The sequence below is a fragment of the Bacillus sp. SH5-2 genome, from assembly GCF_008368905.1.
GTDB classification, from domain to species: Bacteria; Bacillota; Bacilli; order Bacillales; family Bacillaceae_G; genus Bacillus_A; species Bacillus_A luti.
This window is the reverse complement of the sequence record NZ_QOSD01000021.1, coordinates 122892-144993: the sequence shown is the minus strand read 5'-3', so window position 1 is coordinate 144993 and position 22102 is coordinate 122892. Positions and strand designations below refer to the sequence as shown.

General features: G+C 35.6%; 21 protein-coding genes. 14 read left to right on the top strand and 7 right to left on the bottom strand.

From position 1 onward, the window contains the following. Positions 1-163: 163 nt before the first annotated feature. From gyrA to dnaA, 6 genes are all read right to left on the bottom strand, one after another. Positions 164-2635, bottom strand: coding sequence for a DNA gyrase subunit A (gyrA, locus tag DN410_RS19470; RefSeq protein WP_149177697.1), 2472 nt, complete (start codon positions 2633-2635; stop codon positions 164-166). A gap of 88 nt (positions 2636-2723) precedes the next feature. Further along, positions 2724-4646 carry a DNA topoisomerase (ATP-hydrolyzing) subunit B gene (gene gyrB, locus DN410_RS19465; protein WP_149177696.1) on the bottom strand — a complete coding sequence of 641 codons (1923 nt, stop codon included), beginning with the start codon at positions 4644-4646 and terminating at the stop codon, positions 2724-2726. Between the two features lie 39 nt (positions 4647-4685). Continuing rightward, positions 4686-5813, bottom strand: coding sequence for a DNA replication/repair protein RecF (gene recF, locus DN410_RS19460; protein ID WP_149177695.1), 1128 nt, complete (start codon positions 5811-5813; stop codon positions 4686-4688). A 12-nt stretch (positions 5814-5825) separates the two neighbouring features. Further along, positions 5826-6038, bottom strand: a complete 213-nt coding sequence (gene yaaA, locus DN410_RS19455; RefSeq protein ID WP_149177694.1) for a S4 domain-containing protein YaaA — start codon at positions 6036-6038, stop codon at positions 5826-5828. Between the two features lie 127 nt (positions 6039-6165). Beyond that, a complete protein-coding gene (dnaN, locus tag DN410_RS19450) occupies positions 6166-7305 on the bottom strand; it encodes a DNA polymerase III subunit beta (RefSeq protein WP_149177693.1) in 1140 nt (379 codons plus the stop codon). Positions 7306-7483: 178 nt separating this feature from the next. Next, a complete protein-coding gene (gene dnaA / locus DN410_RS19445) occupies positions 7484-8824 on the bottom strand; it encodes a chromosomal replication initiator protein DnaA (RefSeq protein ID WP_149177692.1) in 1341 nt (446 codons plus the stop codon). A 564-nt stretch (positions 8825-9388) separates the two neighbouring features. Between dnaA and rpmH the strand changes: the two genes are divergently transcribed. The 10 genes from rpmH (at position 9389) to spo0J (ending at position 18434) form a co-directional block, all read left to right on the top strand. Further along, positions 9389-9523, top strand: coding sequence for a 50S ribosomal protein L34 (gene rpmH / locus DN410_RS19440; RefSeq protein WP_000831901.1), 135 nt, complete (start codon positions 9389-9391; stop codon positions 9521-9523). A gap of 76 nt (positions 9524-9599) precedes the next feature. Then, complete coding sequence (gene rnpA, locus DN410_RS19435; RefSeq protein WP_000728894.1) at positions 9600-9947, top strand: ribonuclease P protein component; 348 nt, start codon at positions 9600-9602, stop codon at positions 9945-9947. 52 nt (positions 9948-9999) lie between these two features. Then, positions 10000-10767 carry a YidC family membrane integrase SpoIIIJ gene (spoIIIJ, locus tag DN410_RS19430; RefSeq protein WP_149177691.1) on the top strand — a complete coding sequence of 256 codons (768 nt, stop codon included), beginning with the start codon at positions 10000-10002 and terminating at the stop codon, positions 10765-10767. Then, positions 10764-11381, top strand: a complete 618-nt coding sequence (gene jag / locus DN410_RS19425; protein ID WP_149177690.1) for an RNA-binding cell elongation regulator Jag/EloR — start codon at positions 10764-10766, stop codon at positions 11379-11381. The genes spoIIIJ and jag overlap by 4 nt, the downstream gene beginning before the upstream one ends. 226 nt (positions 11382-11607) lie before the next feature. Beyond that, positions 11608-12984, top strand: a complete 1377-nt coding sequence (gene mnmE / locus DN410_RS19420) for a tRNA uridine-5-carboxymethylaminomethyl(34) synthesis GTPase MnmE (RefSeq protein ID WP_149177689.1) — start codon at positions 11608-11610, stop codon at positions 12982-12984. Positions 12985-13030: 46 nt separating this feature from the next. Continuing rightward, positions 13031-14920, top strand: coding sequence for a tRNA uridine-5-carboxymethylaminomethyl(34) synthesis enzyme MnmG (gene mnmG / locus DN410_RS19415; protein WP_149177688.1), 1890 nt, complete (start codon positions 13031-13033; stop codon positions 14918-14920). A 21-nt stretch (positions 14921-14941) separates the two neighbouring features. Next, the gene (gene rsmG, locus DN410_RS19410; RefSeq protein ID WP_087983492.1) at positions 14942-15661 is read left to right on the top strand and encodes a 16S rRNA (guanine(527)-N(7))-methyltransferase RsmG; all 720 of its coding nucleotides are present in this window, start codon (positions 14942-14944) and stop codon (positions 15659-15661) included. Between the two features lie 105 nt (positions 15662-15766). Next, on the top strand, positions 15767-16639 hold the full coding sequence (gene noc / locus DN410_RS19405; protein WP_149177687.1) for a nucleoid occlusion protein: 873 nt from the start codon (positions 15767-15769) through the stop codon (positions 16637-16639). Positions 16640-16828: 189 nt separating this feature from the next. Then, positions 16829-17590 (top strand): sporulation initiation inhibitor protein Soj, encoded by a 762-nt coding sequence (gene soj / locus DN410_RS19400; protein WP_149177686.1) that lies wholly within the window; start codon positions 16829-16831, stop codon positions 17588-17590. Further along, positions 17583-18434: a stage 0 sporulation protein Spo0J gene (gene spo0J / locus DN410_RS19395; protein ID WP_179958628.1), complete on the top strand. Its 852-nt coding sequence runs from the start codon at positions 17583-17585 to the stop codon at positions 18432-18434. The genes soj and spo0J overlap by 8 nt, the downstream gene beginning before the upstream one ends. A 20-nt stretch (positions 18435-18454) precedes the next feature. Here the strand turns inward: spo0J and yyaC are convergent, their stop codons facing one another. Next, a complete protein-coding gene (yyaC, locus tag DN410_RS19390; protein ID WP_149177684.1) occupies positions 18455-19051 on the bottom strand; it encodes a spore protease YyaC in 597 nt (198 codons plus the stop codon). Positions 19052-19311: 260 nt separating this feature from the next. Here yyaC and DN410_RS19385 point away from each other — a divergent pair, with 260 nt between their 5' ends. The 4 genes from DN410_RS19385 to rpsF all read left to right on the top strand — a co-directional run bounded on the left by DN410_RS19385 (position 19312) and on the right by rpsF (position 22085). Further along, positions 19312-20169, top strand: a complete 858-nt coding sequence (locus DN410_RS19385) for a mechanosensitive ion channel family protein (RefSeq protein ID WP_149177683.1) — start codon at positions 19312-19314, stop codon at positions 20167-20169. A 21-nt stretch (positions 20170-20190) separates the two neighbouring features. Beyond that, positions 20191-20388 carry a DUF951 domain-containing protein gene (locus DN410_RS19380; RefSeq protein ID WP_000436051.1) on the top strand — a complete coding sequence of 66 codons (198 nt, stop codon included), beginning with the start codon at positions 20191-20193 and terminating at the stop codon, positions 20386-20388. 114 nt (positions 20389-20502) lie between these two features. Then, the gene (ychF, locus tag DN410_RS19375; protein WP_000524657.1) at positions 20503-21603 is read left to right on the top strand and encodes a redox-regulated ATPase YchF; all 1101 of its coding nucleotides are present in this window, start codon (positions 20503-20505) and stop codon (positions 21601-21603) included. Between the two features lie 191 nt (positions 21604-21794). Further along, positions 21795-22085 carry a 30S ribosomal protein S6 gene (rpsF, locus tag DN410_RS19370; protein ID WP_001233778.1) on the top strand — a complete coding sequence of 97 codons (291 nt, stop codon included), beginning with the start codon at positions 21795-21797 and terminating at the stop codon, positions 22083-22085. The last annotated feature ends 17 nt before the right edge of the window (positions 22086-22102 follow it).

Here is a 22102-nt window from a genome sequence, read left to right as displayed (position 1 = left end):
GTTTCAGCGACTTTTATAATATATCATAGTATATTATTTCCGTCAACAAGTTTTTTAAGATAACTTGTATCTCTCATTTGCTGACTCTGCCTATTATATAAGCTTTCTCTTCTCTATGCAAGTATTATTATAAAAAAATAAAGAGGGGAGAAATCCCCCTCTCTTATTCTTCTGAAGAAACTTCTTCGCTCGTTTCTTCTTCGTCATCTTTTTGTGCTTTTGCTACCGTCGCTACCTCTTGCTCATCCTCTAAGCGAATTAGACGAACACCTTGTGTATTACGTCCCATTTGAGAGATTTGATCAACTGGCATACGAATAATAACGCCTGCTGCTGTAATTAACATAATGTCTTCTTCACCTGTTACAGATTTAACCGCTACTAATTTACCGTTCTTATCTGTAATGTTACAAGTCTTCAGACCTTTACCACCACGACTTTGCAGACGGTACTCCTCAATCGGTGTACGCTTTCCGTAACCATTTTTCGTTACAATTAAAACATTTACATCCTCTTCGACAATTTCCATGCCTACGACTTGGTCTTCATCGCCTAATGTAATAGCTTTAACACCAGCTGCATTACGTCCCATAGAACGCACATCTTGTTCATTGAAACGAATTAGCATACCGTTACTTGTTCCAACAATAATATCCTTATCACCAGATGTTAAACGCACAGAGATTACTTCATCCTCTTCACGAAGAGAAATTGCAATTAAACCATTTGTACGGATATTTGCAAATGATGAAAGTGGTGTTCTCTTAGAGATACCTTGTTTTGTTGTGAAGAATAAGAATTCATCGTCACCAAATTCACGAATTGGAATAATGGCGTTAATCCATTCACCCTTATCTACACCCAATAGGTTAATAATAGGTATACCTTTCGCTGTACGACTATACTCTGGTATTTCATATCCTTTCGTACGGTATACTTTCCCCTTATTAGTGAAGAATAGAATATGATCATGCGTAGAAGTAGTTAATAAATGCTCTACGAAATCATCATCATTTGTTCCCATTCCTTGCACACCACGTCCACCACGGTTCTGTGTTTTGTACGTAGAAGCTGGTAACCTCTTAATATAACCATTATGAGTTAACGTAATCGCGATGTTTTGCTCTGGAATCAAGTCTTCATCTTCAATAGACTCCATACCACCAATTGTAATTTCTGTACGTCTCTTATCATTGAAGCGTTCTTTTACTTCCGTTAATTCTTCACGAATAATCTCAAGAACTTTCTCTTCATCTGCTAAGATTGCCTTCAATTCAGCGATTAACTTCATTAAATCTTGATATTCTTGTTCAATCTTTTCACGTTCTAGTCCTGTTAAACGTTGCAAACGCATATCTAAAATTGCTTGTGCTTGTTTTTCACTTAAACCGAAACGTTCCATTAAGCCTTGCTTTGCAATATCCGCAGTTTTTGAACTACGAATTAACGTAATCACTTCATCAAGATGATCCAAAGCAATTCGTAATCCTTCTAAAATATGAGCACGTGCCTCTGCTTTTTCTAATTCATAAGCGGTACGTCTACGGATTACTACCTTCTGATGCTCCAAGTAATGATATAAATTTTGTTTTAAATTTAATACTTGTGGTTCTCCATTTACAAGAGACAACATATTAATACCGAAACTTGTTTGAAGCGCTGTATGTTTGTACAGATTATTTAATAGTACATTGGCATTCGCATCACGACGTACTTCCATAACAATGCGCATACCATTTCGATCTGATTCATCACGTAAATCTGTGATACCTTCAATTTTTTTATCACGAACTAATTCTGCAATTTTTTCAATTAATCGCGCCTTATTAACTTGATAAGGTAGTTCCGTTACGATAATAGATTGTTTACCATTTGACTTCTCTTCAATTTCAACTTTAGCACGAAGTATAATAGAACCTCTTCCTGTTTCATAAGCTCTTCGAATACCACTTCGTCCCAAAATTAAACCTGCTGTTGGGAAATCTGGCCCCGGAATACACTCCATTAATTCCGCAATAGTAATGTCAGGGTTATGACTTAACGCCAATACACCATCGATTACTTCACCAAGTTGGTGAGGTGGAATATTTGTTGCCATACCAACTGCAATACCTGTCGTACCATTTACTAGTAAATTAGGGAAACGCGCCGGTAATACAATCGGCTCTCTTTCAGAACCATCATAGTTATCTTGGTAATCAATTGTATTTTTTGAAATGTCACGTATTAATTCCATAGAAATCTTAGACATTCTTGCTTCTGTATAACGCATTGCTGCCGCTGAATCTCCATCAACAGAACCAAAGTTACCATGCCCATCAACAAGCATATAACGTTGACTAAAATCTTGCGCCATACGTACCATCGTTTCATAAACAGCTGAATCACCATGCGGATGATACTTACCGATTACTTCACCGACAATACGTGCTGATTTCTTATACGCTTTATCAGCTGTAATTCCTAAATCATTCATCGCATATAAAACCCTACGATGCACGGGTTTTAATCCATCACGAACATCTGGTAATGCACGAGATACGATAACACTCATTGCGTAATCCAAAAATGAAGTACGCATTTCATGACTAATATTAATTTCTCGAATTCGTGCTTGTTGTTGATTGTCTGACATCAACGAGCACCTCCTCTTACATTTCCGTTACACATACATTGATTTATATGTAGAAGACAGGAATACTTAGATTCCTGTCATTACTCATTTAAATATCAAGGTTTTTCACGTATTTTGCATTCTCTTGGATAAAGTTACGACGTGGCTCTACTTTATCACCCATTAAAATTTCAAATGTTTCATCCGCTTCAATTGCATCTTGAAGAGAAACTTGAAGTAACGAACGTACCTCTGGATCCATTGTTGTCTCCCATAGCTGAGTTGGATTCATTTCCCCTAGACCTTTATAACGCTGAATACCAGGTTTAGGTTGTGCTGGCAATTCGGCTAATATTTTTTCAAGTTCTTTATCATTGTAAGCATATTGAATTTTTTTACCTTGTTGTACTTTAAACAATGGCGGTTGCGCAATATAGATATAACCGTGCTCGATAATTTGACGCATATAACGATAGAAGAACGTTAATAATAGGGTACGAATATGCGCACCATCTACGTCTGCATCTGTCATAATGATAACTTTATGATAACGGGCCTTTGCGATATCGAAGTCCCCGCCAATGTTTGTACCAATAGCAGTAATAATTGTACGCACTTCATCATTAGATAAAATTTTATCTAACCGTGCCTTTTCAACGTTAATAATTTTACCTTTAAGTGGTAAAATCGCTTGGAAGTGACGATCACGCCCTTGTTTCGCTGATCCGCCGGCAGAATCACCCTCTACGATATAAATCTCACTAATTGCTGGATCTTTCGAAGAGCAATCTGCTAATTTACCAGGTAAACTCGAAACTTCTAATGCACTCTTTCGGCGTGTCAATTCACGTGCTTTTTTCGCAGCTACACGTGCACGTGCAGCCATCGTACCTTTTTCCACAATTTTTCGCGCAACATTTGGGTTTTCTAGTAAGAACTTCTCAAATGCCTCTGAGAATACAGACTCTGTAATCGTTCTCGCTTCACTATTCCCGAGTTTCGTCTTCGTTTGTCCTTCAAATTGTGGATTCGGATGTTTAATTGACACAATTGCAGTTAAACCTTCACGAACATCCTCACCCGTTAAATTACTGTCCGCATCTTTTAAAATACTATTTTTACGACCATAATCGTTAATCACACGAGTTAAAGCTGTCTTAAATCCAACTTCATGCGTTCCACCTTCATACGTATGGATGTTATTCGTAAATGAGTAAATATTATTTGTATATCCTTCGTTATACTGTAAGGAAACCTCAACTTGAATGCCATCTTTTGACCCTTCTACATACACAGGCTCTTCATGAATTGGTTGTTTTGAGCGGTTTAAATGCTCAACATACGATTTAATTCCACCTTCATAATGGAATTCTTTCTTTTGCTTATGTTCACGCTTGTCTTCAATTGTTAATTTAATATTACGATTTAAAAATGCTAATTCACGCATACGAGTTGCTAATGTATCAAAATCGTATACTGTTGTTTCTTTGAAAATTTCTGGATCTGGCTTAAATCGAGTTATTGTTCCTGTTTGGTCTGTGTCACCAATGACCTTTAAATCCGCAACCGGAATACCTCTTTCGTATTTTTGGTAATGGATTTTACCTTCACGATGTACAAATACCTCTAGTTCTGTTGATAGGGCATTTACAACGGATGCCCCAACACCATGCAAACCACCAGAAACTTTATAACCGCCGCCGCCAAATTTACCGCCAGCATGAAGAACAGTCATAATAACTTCTACAGCAGGACGTCCCATTTTTTCTTGTATACCAACTGGAATACCACGTCCATTATCGGTTACAAGAATACTATTATCTTCTTCGATGCTAACGTTAATTTCATCGCAATATCCTGCTAATGCTTCATCAATACTATTATCGACAATTTCCCATACAAGGTGGTGAAGTCCTTTTCCACTTGTAGATCCAATATACATCCCCGGGCGTTTTCGAACTGCCTCCAGTCCTTCAAGTACCTGTATCTGACTTTCATCATATGAATTTTCTTGCATTTGCTTTTGTTCCATTGACACAAAGATCACCTACTTTTCCATTTAAACAGGGAATTATGCCCTATCTATTTCACAATCTACCGTGCCGTTCGTTACATGAATTGTTTTCGCTTCTTTTAACGTTTCGTGTTCAATTCCGTCGACACTCGTCGTTGTCACAAATGTTTGCACTTTTCCTTGAATTGTATTTAACAGATGTGATTGACGATAATCATCTAACTCTGATAATACATCATCCAATAAAAGAATCGGATATTCCTTAACTTCTGAGTAAATCAATTCAATTTCAGCTAATTTTAGGGACAGTGCGGTCGTTCGTTGTTGTCCTTGTGAACCAAAGACCTGAACATTTTTACTATTAACGAAGAATTGTAAATCATCACGATGAGGACCAATTAAAGTCGTACCACGGAAAATTTCACGTTGTTTCACAGATTGAAAACTTTCATAGTATACTTCTTTTATTTTCGACAAATCCATTGATTCTGATACATCTACACTTGGTTTATAGACAATTTCTAATTCTTCTAATCCACGGCTTATACCGCGATGAATTGGAGCCGCCCATTCTTGTAGTAAATGCAAAAATTCAAACCGTTTTTGCAATATTTTTGTACCATGCTCAATAAGTTGAAGTGTAAATACATCCAACATCGTTTCCTCATTCTTACTATTCCCTTGCATCTTCTTCAGCAAGTGATTTCGCTGCGTGAGCACTTTTTGATATTGACTCAATTCATACAAATAGACTGGAGCTATTTGACCTAATTCCATATCTAAAAAGCGTCTTCTTACTTGAGGGCTTCCTTTTACAAGATTTAAATCTTCTGGGGCAAACATGACAACATTCATCACGCCAATATATTGACTTAATTTCTGTTGTTCAAGTTGATTTAATTTTGCCTTTTTACCTTTTTTCGAAATATTTAATTCCAAAGACAAAGAACTATTTCTCTTTTGTAATTTCCCTTTAATTTGACCGAATTCTTCATCCCAACGGATAAGCTCACGATCATTAGAGGTTCTATGAGATTTCGCCATCGCTAAAACATAAATAGCTTCCATCAAATTTGTTTTCCCTTGTGCATTTTCGCCGATAATTACATTTACCTTATCTTCAAAGGAAAGCTCTAACTTTTCATAATTACGATAGTTTTTTAATTGTATTTCTGAAATAAACAAAGGGCTCCCCCTTTATGACTGAACTTGGAAACTTCCGCTTCCTGGAATTTCAATAATATCGTTCGCATATAGTTTGCGACCTCTTCTATTTTCAAGTTCTTGATTCACGTACACTTCATATTCTTGTAAAAACCATTTTACAGCGCCACCTGTATCAATTACATCGGCTAACTTTAAAAATTGTCCTAGTGTAATATACTCTGTTGAAATTTCAATACGTTTCATAAAATCGCTCACTTTCTGAAAGTGTTCATTCTTTCATTGTACTAAATAAACTAGCATTAGGAAAGTAATACCCAAAAATCAAATAAGGGCTACTAGCATCTTTAAACTAGCAACCCTTATTTCTTACTTAGTAAGTACGAACCGGTAAAATTAATTGAATAATGGACTCATCATTTACTGTACGAATTAAAAATGGTCTCATTGCTCCAGTAAAACTAATTTTAATCTCAGTGCTATCTAATGCCTTCAGTGCATCCATCATATATTTTGCACTAAAAGATATTTTTAATTCTTCCCCATCTACTTTTTCACATTGAACTTCTTCTACTACTTTTCCGATTTCTGGTGAATTCGAAGAAATTTCTAGCATTTCCTGTTCTAAAGTTGATAATTTCACAACATTATTACGACCATCTCTTGCTAATAGAGAGGCACGATCTATTGCTTGTAAGAATTCTTTTGTATTTACAAAAATATCTGTTTTACTCTCTGCCGGAATTAAACGAGTTGTATCAGGGTAATTTCCTTCTAATAACCTTGAGAAGAATAATAAATGTTTTGTACGGAATAATACTTGATACTCCGTAATAACAATATCAACCATTTCTTCAGACTCATCTAGAATTTTGCTTAATTCATTTAAGCTTTTACCTGGAATAACAACATTCGCTTGGAATTCATCTGCAATGCCCTCGATTTTTGCTTTTCGAAGAGCCAACCTGTGACTATCTGTAGCAATGCAAGTTAATTCGCTGTTATATACCTTCCAGTTTACACCTGTCAAGATTGGTCTTGTTTCAGAAGTGGAAACTGCAAATACAGTTTGTCTGATCATATGTTTAAGTAAATCTGTTGGGATCTTAAAAACATGATGTTCTTCAATCTGTGGCAGTAATGGATATTCAGCAGAATCTAAACCATTTAAATTAAACTCTGATTTTCCAGATGTTATTTTTGTCATAAAATGATTTTCCACAGAAATTTCAACAGTTTCTTTCGGTAATTTTTTTACAATCTCACTGAAATATTTTGCTTGTAAAACAATACTTCCTGATTGTGCAACTTCTACAATTTCTTTCCCATTTTCTTCAACAGGGATAAAAGATTCAATGGAAATATCAGCATCGCTTCCTGTTAATGTAACTCCTTCTTCAGTAGCGACAACTTTAATTCCTGTAAGGATCGGAATTGTTGTACGAGAAGAAACTGCCTTCATTACATCTTGTACGCTTCTTACAAGATAGTCTTTTTGTATTGTAAAACGCATAACGAAAACCCTCCGGTAAGTATAAGATTTTATTTAATTAATAAAGATAAAATATAGTAGTAATAGTAATAGGGCTTGTGGATATGTGGATAACCCCGTTAAAGGATGTAAAAACAGCCTATCTACATGTGGATAGACTGTGCGTAAAACAAGGTAAGTTATTCACACTATTCAGCTACTACTTTAAAATATCGTTAATTTCTTCAACTTGCTTTTGTAATTGCGTATCCGTTTTTAATAGCTTAGAAATTTTTTCATGGGCATGGATAACTGTTGTATGATCACGTCCACCGAATTCTTCACCTATTTTAGGTAAAGAGGAGTCCGTAAGTTCGCGTGATAAATACATTGCAATTTGGCGAGGAAAGGCAACGGATTTTGTTCGTTTTTTTGCCTTAAAATCTTCTAATTTTACTTGATAAACGTCCCCGACCGCTTTTTGAATATCATAAATAGAGATAATTTTTGGCTTAGAATTCGGAATAATATCTTTAAGTGCTTCAGCTGCTAAATCAGCATTAATATCTTTGTTAATTAAAGATGAATAAGCTACAACTCGGATTAGTGCACCTTCCAGTTCACGAATGTTTGAATCAATTTGATTTGCGATATAAAGCATAACTTCATTTGGTATGTCGAGCCCTTCAGCTTTTGCCTTTTTACGTAAAATTGCAATTCGTGTTTCTAAATCTGGCGGTGTAATATCTGTAATAAGTCCCCATTCAAAGCGAGAACGAAGACGATCTTCTAAAGTTGGAATTTCTTTTGGTGGCCGATCACTTGAAATTACAATTTGTTTACTTTCTTCGTGTAATGCATTAAATGTATGGAAAAACTCTTCTTGAGTTTGTTCTTTTCCAGCTAGAAATTGAATATCATCTATCAATAAAACATCTACATTGCGGTATTTATTACGAAAATCGACCGCTTTATTATCACGAATAGAGTTAATGAATTCATTTGTAAATTTTTCTGATGATAAATATACAACCTTCGCATTTGGGTTGTGTTCAATTACATAATGACCAATCGCATGCATTAAATGTGTCTTTCCAAGCCCAACTCCTCCATAAATAAAGAGGGGATTGTATGCTTTAGCTGGTGCTTCGGCCACAGCTAAAGAAGCAGCGTGAGCAAAGCGGTTACCAGAGCCAATAACAAATGTATCAAACGTATATTTTGGGTTTAGCATGCTCTGTGGTAAATGATTAGAATCATCTTGTGCTGCATTTGGTTTTGAAGGAGGAAAATCAATTTCCTCTTCGGATTGACTTTGGGGAATGATAAAGCGAATAGCTAATTTTGCCCCTGTTAAATCATAAAGTGTTTCCGAAATTAGCTCCGAATAATGAGATTCTAACCAATCACGAGCAAATTCATTTGGAGCTGTAATGGTTAATACGTCCTTCTTTAAATTATGTGCGGTTGTTGATTTTAACCATGTTTCATAACTAGGTTTACTGACCTTTTTTTCTAGCTCTTTTAAGGCACTATTCCATAAATCAGAGATGTTTTCCAAAGGTGTCCCTCCTTTACTAAGATGGTAAAAGAATAAGGTTGCGCAACAAATGTACAACCTAATAAATATAAAATGTATATTTATACGAAACGTATTTTAAAACCAAAAAACGTCGTTTGTATATGAGATAGGGTTTTCGACAAAAAAAGTGAATGTGGATAATCATTTACCCACATGTGATTAAAACTGTCCACATGTTATACACAATTTGTGGATAAGATAAAGATGTGGAAAACTTATTCAAAGTGAAAACACAACTATAATATCAAAAAAAAGTAGCTATAGCAATGAATTTAAGAAAGTTATCCACAAAATCAATACCTTGTGGAATAAACTTGTCCACAACACGATATACTGTGTAAAAGTATAAAAAGAGTTTGTGGATATAAAAAACAAGAAAAAACATTTATCCACAAGGAAATATAGAGGCTGTGAAAAAGTGTGTGAATAGGTTTAAAATGAATATTTGATGAAAATTTCGAGAAGCATTGACATTTTCCTATTTGATTTACTATAATTTATTAGACTGTCTTTAACAGATATTCCTCAGGGAGGTGTCATATAATGAAAAGAACTTACCAACCAAATAAACGTAAGCGCAGCAAAGTACATGGTTTCCGCAGCCGTATGAGCACAGCGAACGGACGTAAAGTGCTAGCAGCTCGTCGTCGTAAAGGAAGAAAAGTATTATCTGCGTAGACCACTGATCGTTCAGTGGTCTTTTTTTCTAATAATAATGAATTTCCGCTGATGAAATACAGGAGTGTCAATTGATATGAAGAAAAAAAATCGTATAAAAAAGAATGACGAATTTCAGACGGTTTTTCAAAAAGGAAAATCGAATGCCAATCGTCAGTTTGTTGTATACCAATTAAATAAAGAAGAACAGCCATACTTTCGCATCGGCCTTTCTGTTAGTAAGAAAATAGGAAATGCAGTAGTTCGTAATCGTATTAAGCGTATGATTCGCCAAGCGATTATAGAATTAAAAGATGAGATAGATTCTGGAAAAGATTTTGTTATAATAGCAAGGAAGCCTTGTGCAGAGATGACATATGAAGAAGTAAAGAAAAGCTTAATTCATGTCTTTAAACGCTCTGGTATGAAAAGAATAAAAAAGTAGCGTAAGGAAATGAATTACACTATATACATACCGAAACAAGGAGGAGCAGGCTTTGAAAAAGAAAATAGGTTTACTAGCCATGGTTATTGCATTAATGGCAATTGCTACTGGCTGTAGTGAAACGAATCAGCCGATTACACCGAAAAGCACTGGAATTTGGAATGAATATTTCGTATATCCGCTTTCTCAGTTAATCACGTATTTTGCAAACTTATTTGGTAATAATTACGGTTTAGCAATCGTGGTTACAACTCTTATTATTCGTTTTGCATTATTACCATTAATGATTAAACAAACGAAGAGTACGAAGGCAATGCAAGCGTTACAACCAGAAATGGTGAAGTTAAAAGAGAAATATAGCTCTAAAGATCAAGCAACACAGCAAAAATTACAACAAGAAATGATGCAGTTATATCAAAAAAATGGTGTGAATCCATTAGCAGGATGTTTACCAATATTTGTTCAGATGCCTATTTTATTCGCGTTTTATCATGCGATTATGAGAACATCAGAAATTAGTAAGCATACATTCTTATGGTTCGACTTAGGACAGGCAGATCCATACTATATCTTACCGATTGTTGCGGCAATTACGACATTTATTCAGCAAAAGCTTGCTATGGCAGGAACTGCTGGCCAAAATCCGCAAATGGCAATGATGATTTGGTTAATGCCAATCATGATTTTAATCTTTGCAATTAACTTCCCAGCTGCATTATCACTTTACTGGGTTGTTGGTAATATCTTTGGTATCGCTCAAATGTACTTGATCAAAGGGCCGGAAATTAAGGCTAGTAAGGCAGAGGGATCAAGCAAGTGAGTATAATTACTGCTAAAGGACAAACAGTCGAGCTGGCAGTACAAGATGCTTTAAGGCAATTAAATGTTTCAAAAGACCGAGTAGATATAAAAATTATCGATGAGGGTAAAAAAGGATTCTTAGGTTTATTTGGGAATCGTCCTGCAGTAGTAGAAGTTGTATTGAAGACAGATCCAATTCAAGAATGTGAAGAATATTTAAAAAATGTTATTCGCAATATGGGTGTGGAAGTTGAGATTAGTAAAATTGTAAAAGGACGCGAAGTTGAATTTACAATTTCTGGTGATAATGTAGGTGTTTTAATTGGAAAAAGAGGTAATACGTTGAATTCTTTACAGTATTTAACAAAACTTGTCGCGAATCGTCATACGAAGCAGTATATTGGTATTACACTGGATGCTGAAAATTATCGTAGTAAAAGAAAAAGTACGTTAGAATCGCTTTCTTATCGATTAGCAAAACAAGTGTCTAATACGAAAAAAAGGGTTGTTTTAGAGCCAATGCCATCTTTTGAACGAAAAATTATTCATCAAGCATTATCGAATCATCAAGGTATTAATACAACTTCTGAAGGAAATGAACCACATCGGCATGTTGTAATATCTTCCAAATGACCGGTTACTCAAATGAGTGCCGGTTTTTTTGAGGAGAAAATAGCTGTGGATAACTAAAAAACACTAAACTTATCCACTGTGAATAAGTTTAGTGTTTTTTACATGAGGACATAATAAAATGAGTTATTATTCTTTTGTAGATAGGTTCGTTATGGTATCCTAATAATTTAGTGAAGAAAATAATCATGTTGAGATAGAGATAAATAAGCAAATGAGGTGAAAGGACATGGAATTTGATACAATTGCCGCGATTTCCACAGCTCTTGGAGAGGGTGCAATTGCCATTGTTCGAGTAAGTGGGGATGATGCGGTTGAGAAAGTGAATCGTATTTTTAAAGGGAAGGATTTAACAGAAGTTCCTTCTCACACAATTCATTATGGTCATATCGTTGATTTAGATACAAATCAGGTGATTGAAGAAGTTATGGTGTCTATTATGCGTGCACCAAGGACTTTTACACGTGAAAATATAGTAGAAATTAACTGTCACGGTGGACTTGTTTCGGTAAACAAAGTATTGCAACTTATTTTAGCACAAGGAGTGCGACTAGCAGAGCCTGGTGAATTTACAAAACGAGCTTTTTTAAATGGTCGTATTGATTTATCACAAGCAGAAGCTGTTATGGACCTAATCCGTGCAAAAACAGATCGTGCGATGAATGTAGCAATTAATCAAATGGAAGGACGATTATCTAAATTAATCGGCCGTTTGCGTCAAGAAATATTAGAAACATTAGCTCATGTTGAGGTAAATATAGATTACCCAGAATATGATGATGTGGAAGAAATGACACATAATATTTTAATTGAGAAAGCGACGTATGTTCGTACTGAAATTGCAAAAATCTTAGAAACATCGAAGCAAGGAAAGATTTTACGTGAAGGTATTGCTACTGCAATCATTGGTAGACCTAACGTTGGAAAGTCATCGCTATTAAATAGTCTCGTTCAGGAGAAAAAAGCAATTGTAACTGATATTGCAGGAACAACTCGTGATGTTATTGAAGAGTACGTTAATGTGCGTGGTGTACCACTTAAACTTATAGATACAGCCGGAATTCGTGAAACAGAAGATGTTGTTGAAAGAATTGGTGTAGAGCGTTCAAAAGAAATGATGAGCCAAGCTGATTTAGTGTTAGTTGTAGTCAATTATAGCGAAGCTTTAACGAGTGAAGATGAAGATCTATTCCGTGCCGTACAAGGAAAAGATTTCATTGTTATTGTAAATAAGACAGATTTACCGCAAGCAATTGATATGGAACGTGTTACAGAGTTGTCAGCGGGAAATCGTGTTATTACAACGTCGTTAATTGAGGAACAAGGAATAGATGAGCTTGAAAAGGCAATAGCTGAGTTATTCTTTGAAGGAACAATTGATTCTGCGGATATGACATACGTTTCTAACGCGAGACATATTGGATTATTAACACAAGCAGGAAAAACAATTGGAGATGCAATTGAGGCGATAGAAAATGGTGTTCCAATTGATATGGTACAAATTGATTTAACAAGAACGTGGGAAATACTTGGTGAAATTACTGGTGATACCGTTCATGAAAGCTTAATTGACCAGTTGTTCTCTCAATTTTGTTTAGGAAAATAATATAAAGATGTTTTAGAAAGATAGAGATTATTAGGAGGAATAAACAATGGGATACAATGCCGGTTCATACGATGTCATAGTAATCGGTGCAGGTCATGCAGGATGTGAAGCTGGTCTTGCGGCAGCACGAATGGGCTCCAAAACATTAATGTTAACAATTAACTTAGATATGGTAGCGTTTATGCCATGTAACCCTTCTGTTGGTGGACCAGCAAAAGGGATTGTTGTTCGTGAAATTGATGCATTAGGCGGAGAAATGGGACGCAACATTGATAAAACGCATATTCAAATGCGTATGTTAAATACAGGTAAAGGACCAGCTGTGCGCGCACTTCGAGCACAAGCAGATAAGTTCTCTTACCAGCATGAATTAAAGAAAACGATTGAAGAGACACCGAACTTAACGTTATCCCAAGGAATGGTAGAACGTTTAATCGTTGAAGATGGTAAATGTAAAGGGGTAATTACGCAAGCTGGTGCTGAATATACAGCGAAAACCGTTGTAATTACGACTGGAACGTTTTTACGCGGTGAGATTATTATGGGGGATTTGAAATACTCGAGCGGTCCGAATAATCAACAACCATCTATTACTTTATCAGAACATTTAGAGGAGCTTGGATTTGATCTTGTTAGATTTAAAACAGGTACACCTCCACGTGTGAACAGTAATACGATTGACTACAGTAAAACAGAAATTCAACCAGGTGATGATAAACCACGAGCTTTCTCTTTTGAAACGACAAAATTTATTATGGATCAAATTCCATGTTGGTTGACGTATACAAGTACGGAAACACATCGTTTAATAGATGAAAACCTACATCGTTCAGCTATGTATTCTGGTATGATTAAAGGAACAGGACCTAGATATTGTCCTTCAATTGAAGACAAAGTAGTAAGATTTAATGATAAGCCACGTCATCAAATTTTCTTAGAGCCAGAAGGACGTAATACACAAGAAGTATATGTACAAGGTTTATCCACAAGCTTACCAGAAGATGTACAGCGTGATATGCTTAGAACAATTCCTGGTCTAGAAAATGTTGAAATGATGCGTACAGGTTATGCAATTGAATATGATGCAATCGTGCCAACACAACTATGGCCAACACTTGAAACGAAAAAAATTAAAAATTTATATACAGCAGGACAAATTAACGGAACTTCTGGTTACGAAGAGGCGGCAGGACAAGGAATTATGGCCGGAATTAATGCAGCATGTCGTTCTTTAGGTAAAAAAGAAGTTATTTTAGGTCGCGAGGATGCTTATATTGGTGTCTTAATTGATGATCTTGTAACGAAAGGTACAAATGAACCATATCGTTTATTAACGTCTCGTGCAGAATATCGTCTATTATTACGCCACGATAATGCGGATCTTCGTTTAACTGAAGTTGGTCGTGAAATTGGATTAATTAAAGACGAGCGTTATGAGCGATTTACAAATAAAAAATTACAAATTGAACAGGAAAAGGAACGTTTAAGCAGCATTATTATTAAACCACGTCCTGAAGTTCAAGAATTAATTCGCAATATTGGTGGAAGTGAATTGAAAGATGGAATACGTGCAAGTGACTTGTTACGTCGTCCAGAGATGACATATGAGCATATTCACCTTTTAGTACCAAGTGAAGTAGAATTAAGTGATGAAGTTACAGAACAAGTTGAAATTCAGATTAAGTACGAAGGATATATCGAAAAATCTTTACAGCAAGTAGAGCGTATGAAGAAAATGGAAAATAAAAAAATCCCTGAGGATATTGATTATGATGCGATTTCTAGCCTTGCTTCAGAAGCTAGACAGAAATTGAAAGATGTTCGTCCGCTTTCAATGGGGCAGGCTTCACGTATTTCTGGCGTAAATCCAGCGGATATTTCCATTTTACTTGTGTATATTGAACAAGGAAAAATTGCGCGAGTATCGAACCAATAAATAGTAAGGAGATATTGTTAGATGAACATAGAACAATTTCAATCTATGCTAGAAGAGAAGGGTATTACCCTCTCTTCTAGACAGTTAGAGCAGTTCGAAATCTACTTTGAAACATTAGTAGAGTGGAATGAAAAAATGAACTTAACGGCTATTACAGAGAAAGAAGAAGTATATTTAAAACACTTTTTTGATTCTATTACAGCTGCTTTTTATTATGATTTTTCAAAACCATTCTCAATTTGTGATGTTGGCGCAGGAGCTGGATTCCCAAGTATCCCTTTGAAAATCTGTTTCCCGCACTTAAAAGTAACAATTGTAGATTCATTGCAAAAACGTATTAATTTCTTAAATCACTTAGCACAAAAATTAGAATTAAGTGATGTTGCATTTTGTCACGATCGTGCTGAAACATTTGGGAAAAAAGAAGATGTACGTGAATCATACGATATTGTAATGGCGCGGGCAGTTGCACGTCTTTCTGTATTAAGTGAGCTATGTTTACCACTTGTAAAAGTTGGAGGAACATTCATTGCCATGAAAGGTGCAGCGGCGAATGAAGAAATTGAAAATGGCAAGTATGCTTTAGAGGTGCTGGGCGGGAATTTAAAAGAAATGTCTACATTCCAATTACCGTTTGAAGAAAGTGAACGTAATATTTTATTAATCGAGAAAAAGCGCAAGACACCAAAGAAATATCCACGCAAACCGGGAACACCCAATAAATTACCTATTGAAAAATAAATCTTATTAGACGTAAGATTAAATTATATAAATGAAAACGTAAATGTTTCATAGGAAACATTTTATGGAGAACAGTCAATAGGCCTAAAAGGTGGTGGAATATGTATGAAAAATACGTTTTCTCGTTTATTTGGCTTTGGAGATAAAGAGAGCGAATTCGAATTACAAGACGAAAGCCATGAAGAAATAGATAAAAAGGTATATGAAGAAATACAAGAAATTCCGATAGTGAATATTACTCCTAACCGTTATCAACCACGAACTGTTTTTGACGATGCGCGTATTGATGAGTTAGCGTTAACAATTCGCACACATGGACTTATTCAACCGATTGTTGTGAGGCAATATGAGGATGATAAGTACGAGATTATTGCTGGAGAAAGACGTTTCCGTGCGGCAACAAAATTAGGTTGGGAAAAGGTCCCTGCTATTATTAAAAACTTAAATGATACAGAGACGGCTTCTGTAGCTCTAATTGAAAACTTGCAACGTGAGGAACTAACAGCGATCGAGGAAGCTGTGGCATATCAAAAGCTAATTGAGTTACATAATTTAACACAAGAAGCATTGGCACAACGACTTGGAAAAGGACAATCTACAATCGCAAATAAGTTGCGATTGTTAAAGTTGCCTGAAGAAATAAAAAATGCATTATTAGAAAAGAGTATTACAGAACGACATGCCCGCGCCCTTATTCCTTTAAAAAATGAGGAATTACAACTGAAGGTTTTACAGGAAATTGTGGAGAAACAACTGAATGTAAAACAAACAGAAGAACGAATTGCGAAATTGTTAGAGGAAGCAAAACCGAAGCGTAAGGCAAAGCAAAAAGCAGTAAGTCGAGATACGAGAATTGCCATGAATACAATTAGGCAGTCATTACAAATGGTTGCTGACAGTGGTTTAAATGTCAATTCTGAGGAAGAAGAATTTGATGAATACTATCAAATTACAATTAAAATTCCAAAAAAGAAATAATAGTGGTGTGTTAGAGACCTTATCCTATCGGAGAGGTCTCTTTTGCTATATTTTCTTGTTAAATGAAGAAGGAGTTTAGAAATAAATTTTGAAGTTTAATAAGGACGTAAAAGAAAAACTTTTATTTCATGTTACAATAAACGTAATTATTACTAGAATAAGATAGAAAGGTTGAAAGTAGGTGACATCATGGGAAAAATCATTGCTATTGCCAATCAAAAAGGTGGTGTTGGGAAAACAACAACATCTGTTAATTTAGGGGCTGGATTGGCGCAAGCAGGTAAAAAGGTCCTTCTTGTAGATATTGATGCGCAAGGAAATGCAACGACTGGTGTGGGAATTGAAAAATCCGAATTAGATCAATGTATTTACAACGTTCTTGTGGAAGATGTAGATGTTCAAGGGGTTATACGGAAAACCGCAACTGAAAACTTAGATGTTCTACCCGCTACAATTCAATTAGCAGGTGCTGAAATTGAATTGGTACCGACTATTTCCCGGGAAGTACGTTTGCAAAGGGCATTACAGCCAGTTCGTGATGAATATGATTATATTATTATCGACTGTCCACCGTCCTTAGGGTTATTAACGATTAACGCATTAACAGCAGCAGATTCTGTTATTATTCCTGTTCAATGCGAATATTACGCACTAGAAGGATTAAGTCAGCTATTAAATACAGTTCGACTTGTGCAAAAGCACTTAAATAAAAATCTAGCAATTCAAGGTGTATTGCTAACAATGTTAGATGCCCGTACCAATTTAGGGATTCAAGTGATAGATGAAGTGAAAAAATATTTTAGAGATAAAGTATACCGTTCAATTATTCCCCGTAATGTGCGCTTAAGTGAGGCACCAAGTCATGGGAAACCGATTATGCAGTATGACGCTAAATCAAGAGGAGCAGAAGTGTATATAGATTTAGCAGAGGAAGTGATTGCAGGTGGCTAAAGGATTAGGAAGAGGAATTAATGTGTTTTTTCCTGATTTAGATGTGAAAGAAGAAGAAACAATTCAGGAGATTATAGTAACTGAATTAAGGCCGAATCCATATCAACCACGTAAATACTTTAATAAAGAAGCGATTCAGGAATTAGCGACTTCTATTAAAGAACACGGCATATTACAACCGTTAATTGCTAGAAAGAGTATTAAAGGGTATGAAATCGTTGCAGGTGAAAGAAGGTATCGTGCTGCCAAAGAGGCTGGGCTCGAAAAAGTACCTGCAGTTGTAAGGCAATTAAATGAGCAGCAAATGATGGAGTTTGCATTGCTAGAAAACTTGCAACGAGAAGATTTAAATCCTATGGAAGAAGCAATGGCATATCAGATGTTAATGAATGAGCTGAATGTAACGCAAGAACAATTAGCAAAACGTCTTGGTAAAAGCAGGCCGTATATTGCAAATTATACTCGTTTATTAAGCCTCCCTTCGTTTGTGCAAGATATGATTGCAAATGGTCAACTTTCAATGGCTCATGGGAGAACTTTACTTACAATAAAAGATGAAGAGCAATTGAAATCTTTATTGAAACGAATCGAAAAAGAAGGATTAAATGTCCGTCAATTAGAGAAAATTGTTCAGGAGATTAACCAAAGCGTTTCACGTGAAACAAAACCAGTGAAGAAAGAGAAAAATATATTTTTTGTAGAACGCGAAACGTTCTTAAGAGAAAAGTTTGGCACAGAAGTGAAAATTAAAGAAACGAAAAAAGAAAAAGGTAAGATTGAAATTGAATTTTTTAATAAAGAAGATTTAAATCGTATTTTAGAATTGTTATCACAGGAAAATTAAAAAGCAAACCATCTTATTATTTATAGATGGTTTGCTTTTTTTAATACAGATAATTTCTGATCCGTTTCCTTTATGCTTTGCGCGATGACATCAGCCATTTTCATAACTAAACTTAACCTTGTATTTTGAAGTACGAAAAATTCCATGAAACCATTTAAATTTACGATGCCGTGTATATGCAAATCGCCAACTGCAGGTAAGTTCTTATTCATAGCAGCCCCAGGCTTACTAGGGCCCTTTCCGGTAGTGATTGAACCGATACTTTGGGATTTTCCTAAACACGCGTCAACAGCAATGATAAATGAAGTAGGATTATTTTTCTGTATATTCTGAATTTTTTCTTCTAAATTTAACGCATGTATGGGTTCATCTAGCGTGCCAAACACTTGGAAGTTTTTGATTTCTATTTGTTCTAGTTTGGAGCCAACTAAAGGACCTAGCGCATCGCCAGTGGAACGATCTGTTCCGATACAAACGAGAGTAAGTGGTATATTCGTTTTAATAGGGATGTGGGAAAGTAAGAAGTTACTGATCGTCTCGGGGGCCTCTAAGTCTTGATGCATAACATTTTGAGTTTCCTTTTCAAAAAAAGGTAAGCGAAAACTTCCAATATTCATGAAGCATCCATCCTTTTAATAAATTTTCAAAATATGTTATATAGTGAATGAATTGGCATACTATAAGTGCATACTTTTTGTGAAATCCAAATAAAAACGGAAATAATAGTACTAGTATATATATATTCGCTCCATTTTATACCTGCATGGAAGTTAACAAATGGAATTAAAGTCATAAATTTTTTTCAGAAACTAGAGAGAGTTCTGATACAATAAGAAGGATAACTAAAAAGAAATTTTAGCTGGAGAGGTAGAGGTACATGGATTTAGCGTTGAAATGGTTTGAGTCCATTGATTGGACGAATATAGGTGTGAAATCACTAAAAATAGTCGTTATTTTAATACTTGGTGCAGTCGTTGTGCGAATTGCAAGAGCGATTGTACGAAATGCATTTCGTATGGGAAGTCGTTCGCCAATTCAAATTTCAGAACGTCGTACAGTTACAGTAGCGAAGTTACTTGAAAATATTGTGGCATACGTTGTTATGTTCATTATGTTAATTGCGATTTTAGGCGTGTTTGATATTAATGCATCAGGTCTATTAGCGGGTGCTGGGGTAATTGGTTTAGCAGTCGGATTCGGTGCTCAAAGTTTAGTGAAAGATGTCATTACAGGATTATTTATCTTGCTAGAAGACCAGTTTTCAGTTGGAGACTATGTTAGAATCGGTCAATTTGAAGGAGTCGTTTTAGAAATTGGACTTCGCACAACAAAAATAAAGAGTTGGACAGGTGAAATTCATACCTTACCAAACGGAAGTATCATTCAAGTTACTAACTTCTCAGTAAGTAACAGTGTGGCATTTGTTGATGTATCTATTTCTTATGAGGCCGACATTGCAAAGGCAGAGCAAGTTATTGAAGATTTATTAGTAGAATTACCTGCAAAGTACGAGAAGATGGTAACAACGCCTCAATTGTTAGGTGTACAAACATTAGCGGCATCAGAAGTTATATTACGCGTCATTGCTGAAGTAGAGCCAATGCAACATGCAGTTATCGCAAGAGCTCTTCGTAAAGAGATTAAAAATCGTCTTGATTTACATGGAATTGAAATTCCATATCCACGTATGGTTTTATATAATCGTGAAGAATTGGTTAGCGAAAAAGCAATCTAGTATGGAGAGGGGATTTGGAGAGTGGAGCAAAAGCAGTATAACTTGTATGATGTTGTGGAAATGAAGAAAGCCCATCCTTGTGGTGAGAATCGTTGGAAGATTATTCGTATGGGAATGGATATCCGCATTAAGTGCGAGGGATGTGACCATTCGGTAATGATTCCTCGAAGAGAGTTTGATCGTAAGGTGAAAAAAATACTTGTGAAGCATGAAGAATAGAGGGAGAGTAGCAGTTGCAGTAGGCGGCTGTTACTTTTTTCGTTTTGAGGAAACTTGTCATTTTTTTCGTTACTATCTATAATGATGAAAGATTGAGACATAGGAGTGAAAAATATGGGATTAACGGCTGGGATTGTTGGATTACCTAACGTAGGGAAGTCAACTTTATTTAATGCAATTACACAAGCAGGAGCAGAATCTGCGAACTATCCATTCTGTACAATTGATCCAAACGTAGGGATTGTAGAGGTGCCAGATGAGCGTTTAAATAAATTAACGGAATTAGTAGAACCGAAAAAGACTGTTCCGACTGTATTTGAGTTTACTGATATCGCAGGTATCGTAAAAGGTGCTAGTAAAGGTGAAGGTTTAGGAAATAAATTTTTATCTCACATTCGTCAAGTGGACGCAATTTGTCAAGTTGTTCGTTGTTTTGAAGATGAAAATATTACGCACGTTTCAGGGAAAGTAGATCCAATCGATGATATTGAAACAATTAACTTAGAGCTAATCTTAGCGGATTTAGAATCTGTTGATAAACGTATTGAGCGTGTTGCAAAGTTAGCAAGACAAAAAGATAAAGAAGCAGTATATGAGCATGAAATTTTAGTGCGTTTAAAAGAAGCGTTTGAAGAGGGAAAACCAGCTCGTACTGTTGAATTTACAGAAGAGCAAATGAAGATTGTTAAAGGTCTTCATTTACTGACAACGAAAGAAATGTTATACGTAGCAAACGTAAGTGAGGACGATATTATCGACCCTTCTGAAAACAAGTATGTACAAATGGTAAAAGAATTTGCTGCAAATGAAAATTCTCAAGTAATCGTTGTATGTGCGAAAATCGAATCAGAAATTGCTGAGTTAGATGAGGAAGAGAAAAAAGTATTTCTTGAAGAACTAGGCATTGAAGAATCTGGTTTAGATCAATTAATTCGTGCTGCATACGATTTATTAGGCCTTGCTACTTATTTCACAGCTGGTGTACAAGAAGTACGTGCGTGGACGTTTAAACAAGGTATGAAAGCACCACAATGTGCTGGTGTAATTCATACAGACTTTGAGCGTGGATTTATTCGTGCAGAAACGGTTTCTTATGATGACCTAATGACAAATGGTTCTATGACAGCTGCAAAAGAAGCTGGTAAAGTACGTCTAGAAGGAAAAGAGTATATCGTAAAAGACGGAGATGTTATGCACTTCCGTTTCAACGTTTAATTTAATATTTCCTAGGAAAAATAAAGATATGAGCTTGGCAAATATATTATGTGTTTGCCAAGTTTTTTATGTATTGGTGAGTTGATTCATATAACTTACTATGATATAATCTAAACTCGTGAGTAATTACTATAAATTAATTGCTCCTTGCCCATTACGGGCCGTTTAGACCAAAAGGAGGTGAAAGTGTAATGAGAAAGTACGAAATTATGTACATCATTCGTCCTGGCGTTGAAGAAGAAGCTCAAAAAGCTTTAGTTGAACGTTTTGCAGGTGTTTTAACAAACAATGGTGCAGAAATCATTAACACGAAAGAGTGGGGTAAGCGTCGTTTAGCTTACGAAATCAACGACTTACGTGAAGGTTTCTACATGATCTTAAACGTGAAATCTAACGCAGAAGCGATTAACGAATTCGACCGTTTAGCTAAGATCAACGAAGACATCCTTCGTCATATCGTTGTTAAAGAAGAAGAAAAATAATTGATATATAGGGAGAG

Bases quoted from the DNA above. Each gene is read 5' to 3' on its own strand.
- gyrA (WP_149177697.1), bottom strand. From the start codon at position 2,635: ATGTCAGACAATCAACAACAAGCACGAATTCGAGAAATTAATATTAGT.
- gyrB (WP_149177696.1), bottom strand. From the start codon at position 4,646: ATGGAACAAAAGCAAATGCAAGAAAATTCATATGATGAAAGTCAGATA.
- yaaA (WP_149177694.1), bottom strand. From the start codon at position 6,038: ATGAAACGTATTGAAATTTCAACAGAGTATATTACACTAGGACAATTT.
- dnaN (WP_149177693.1), bottom strand. From the start codon at position 7,305: ATGCGTTTTACAATACAAAAAGACTATCTTGTAAGAAGCGTACAAGAT.
- rpmH (WP_000831901.1), top strand. From the start codon at position 9,389: ATGAAAAGAACTTACCAACCAAATAAACGTAAGCGCAGCAAAGTACAT.
- rnpA (WP_000728894.1), top strand. From the start codon at position 9,600: ATGAAGAAAAAAAATCGTATAAAAAAGAATGACGAATTTCAGACGGTT.
- mnmE (WP_149177689.1), top strand. From the start codon at position 11,608: ATGGAATTTGATACAATTGCCGCGATTTCCACAGCTCTTGGAGAGGGT.
- mnmG (WP_149177688.1), top strand. From the start codon at position 13,031: ATGGGATACAATGCCGGTTCATACGATGTCATAGTAATCGGTGCAGGT.
- rsmG (WP_087983492.1), top strand. From the start codon at position 14,942: ATGAACATAGAACAATTTCAATCTATGCTAGAAGAGAAGGGTATTACC.
- noc (WP_149177687.1), top strand. From the start codon at position 15,767: ATGAAAAATACGTTTTCTCGTTTATTTGGCTTTGGAGATAAAGAGAGC.
- soj (WP_149177686.1), top strand. From the start codon at position 16,829: ATGGGAAAAATCATTGCTATTGCCAATCAAAAAGGTGGTGTTGGGAAA.
- yyaC (WP_149177684.1), bottom strand. From the start codon at position 19,051: ATGAATATTGGAAGTTTTCGCTTACCTTTTTTTGAAAAGGAAACTCAA.
- DN410_RS19385 (WP_149177683.1), top strand. From the start codon at position 19,312: ATGGATTTAGCGTTGAAATGGTTTGAGTCCATTGATTGGACGAATATA.
- ychF (WP_000524657.1), top strand. From the start codon at position 20,503: ATGGGATTAACGGCTGGGATTGTTGGATTACCTAACGTAGGGAAGTCA.
- rpsF (WP_001233778.1), top strand. From the start codon at position 21,795: ATGAGAAAGTACGAAATTATGTACATCATTCGTCCTGGCGTTGAAGAA.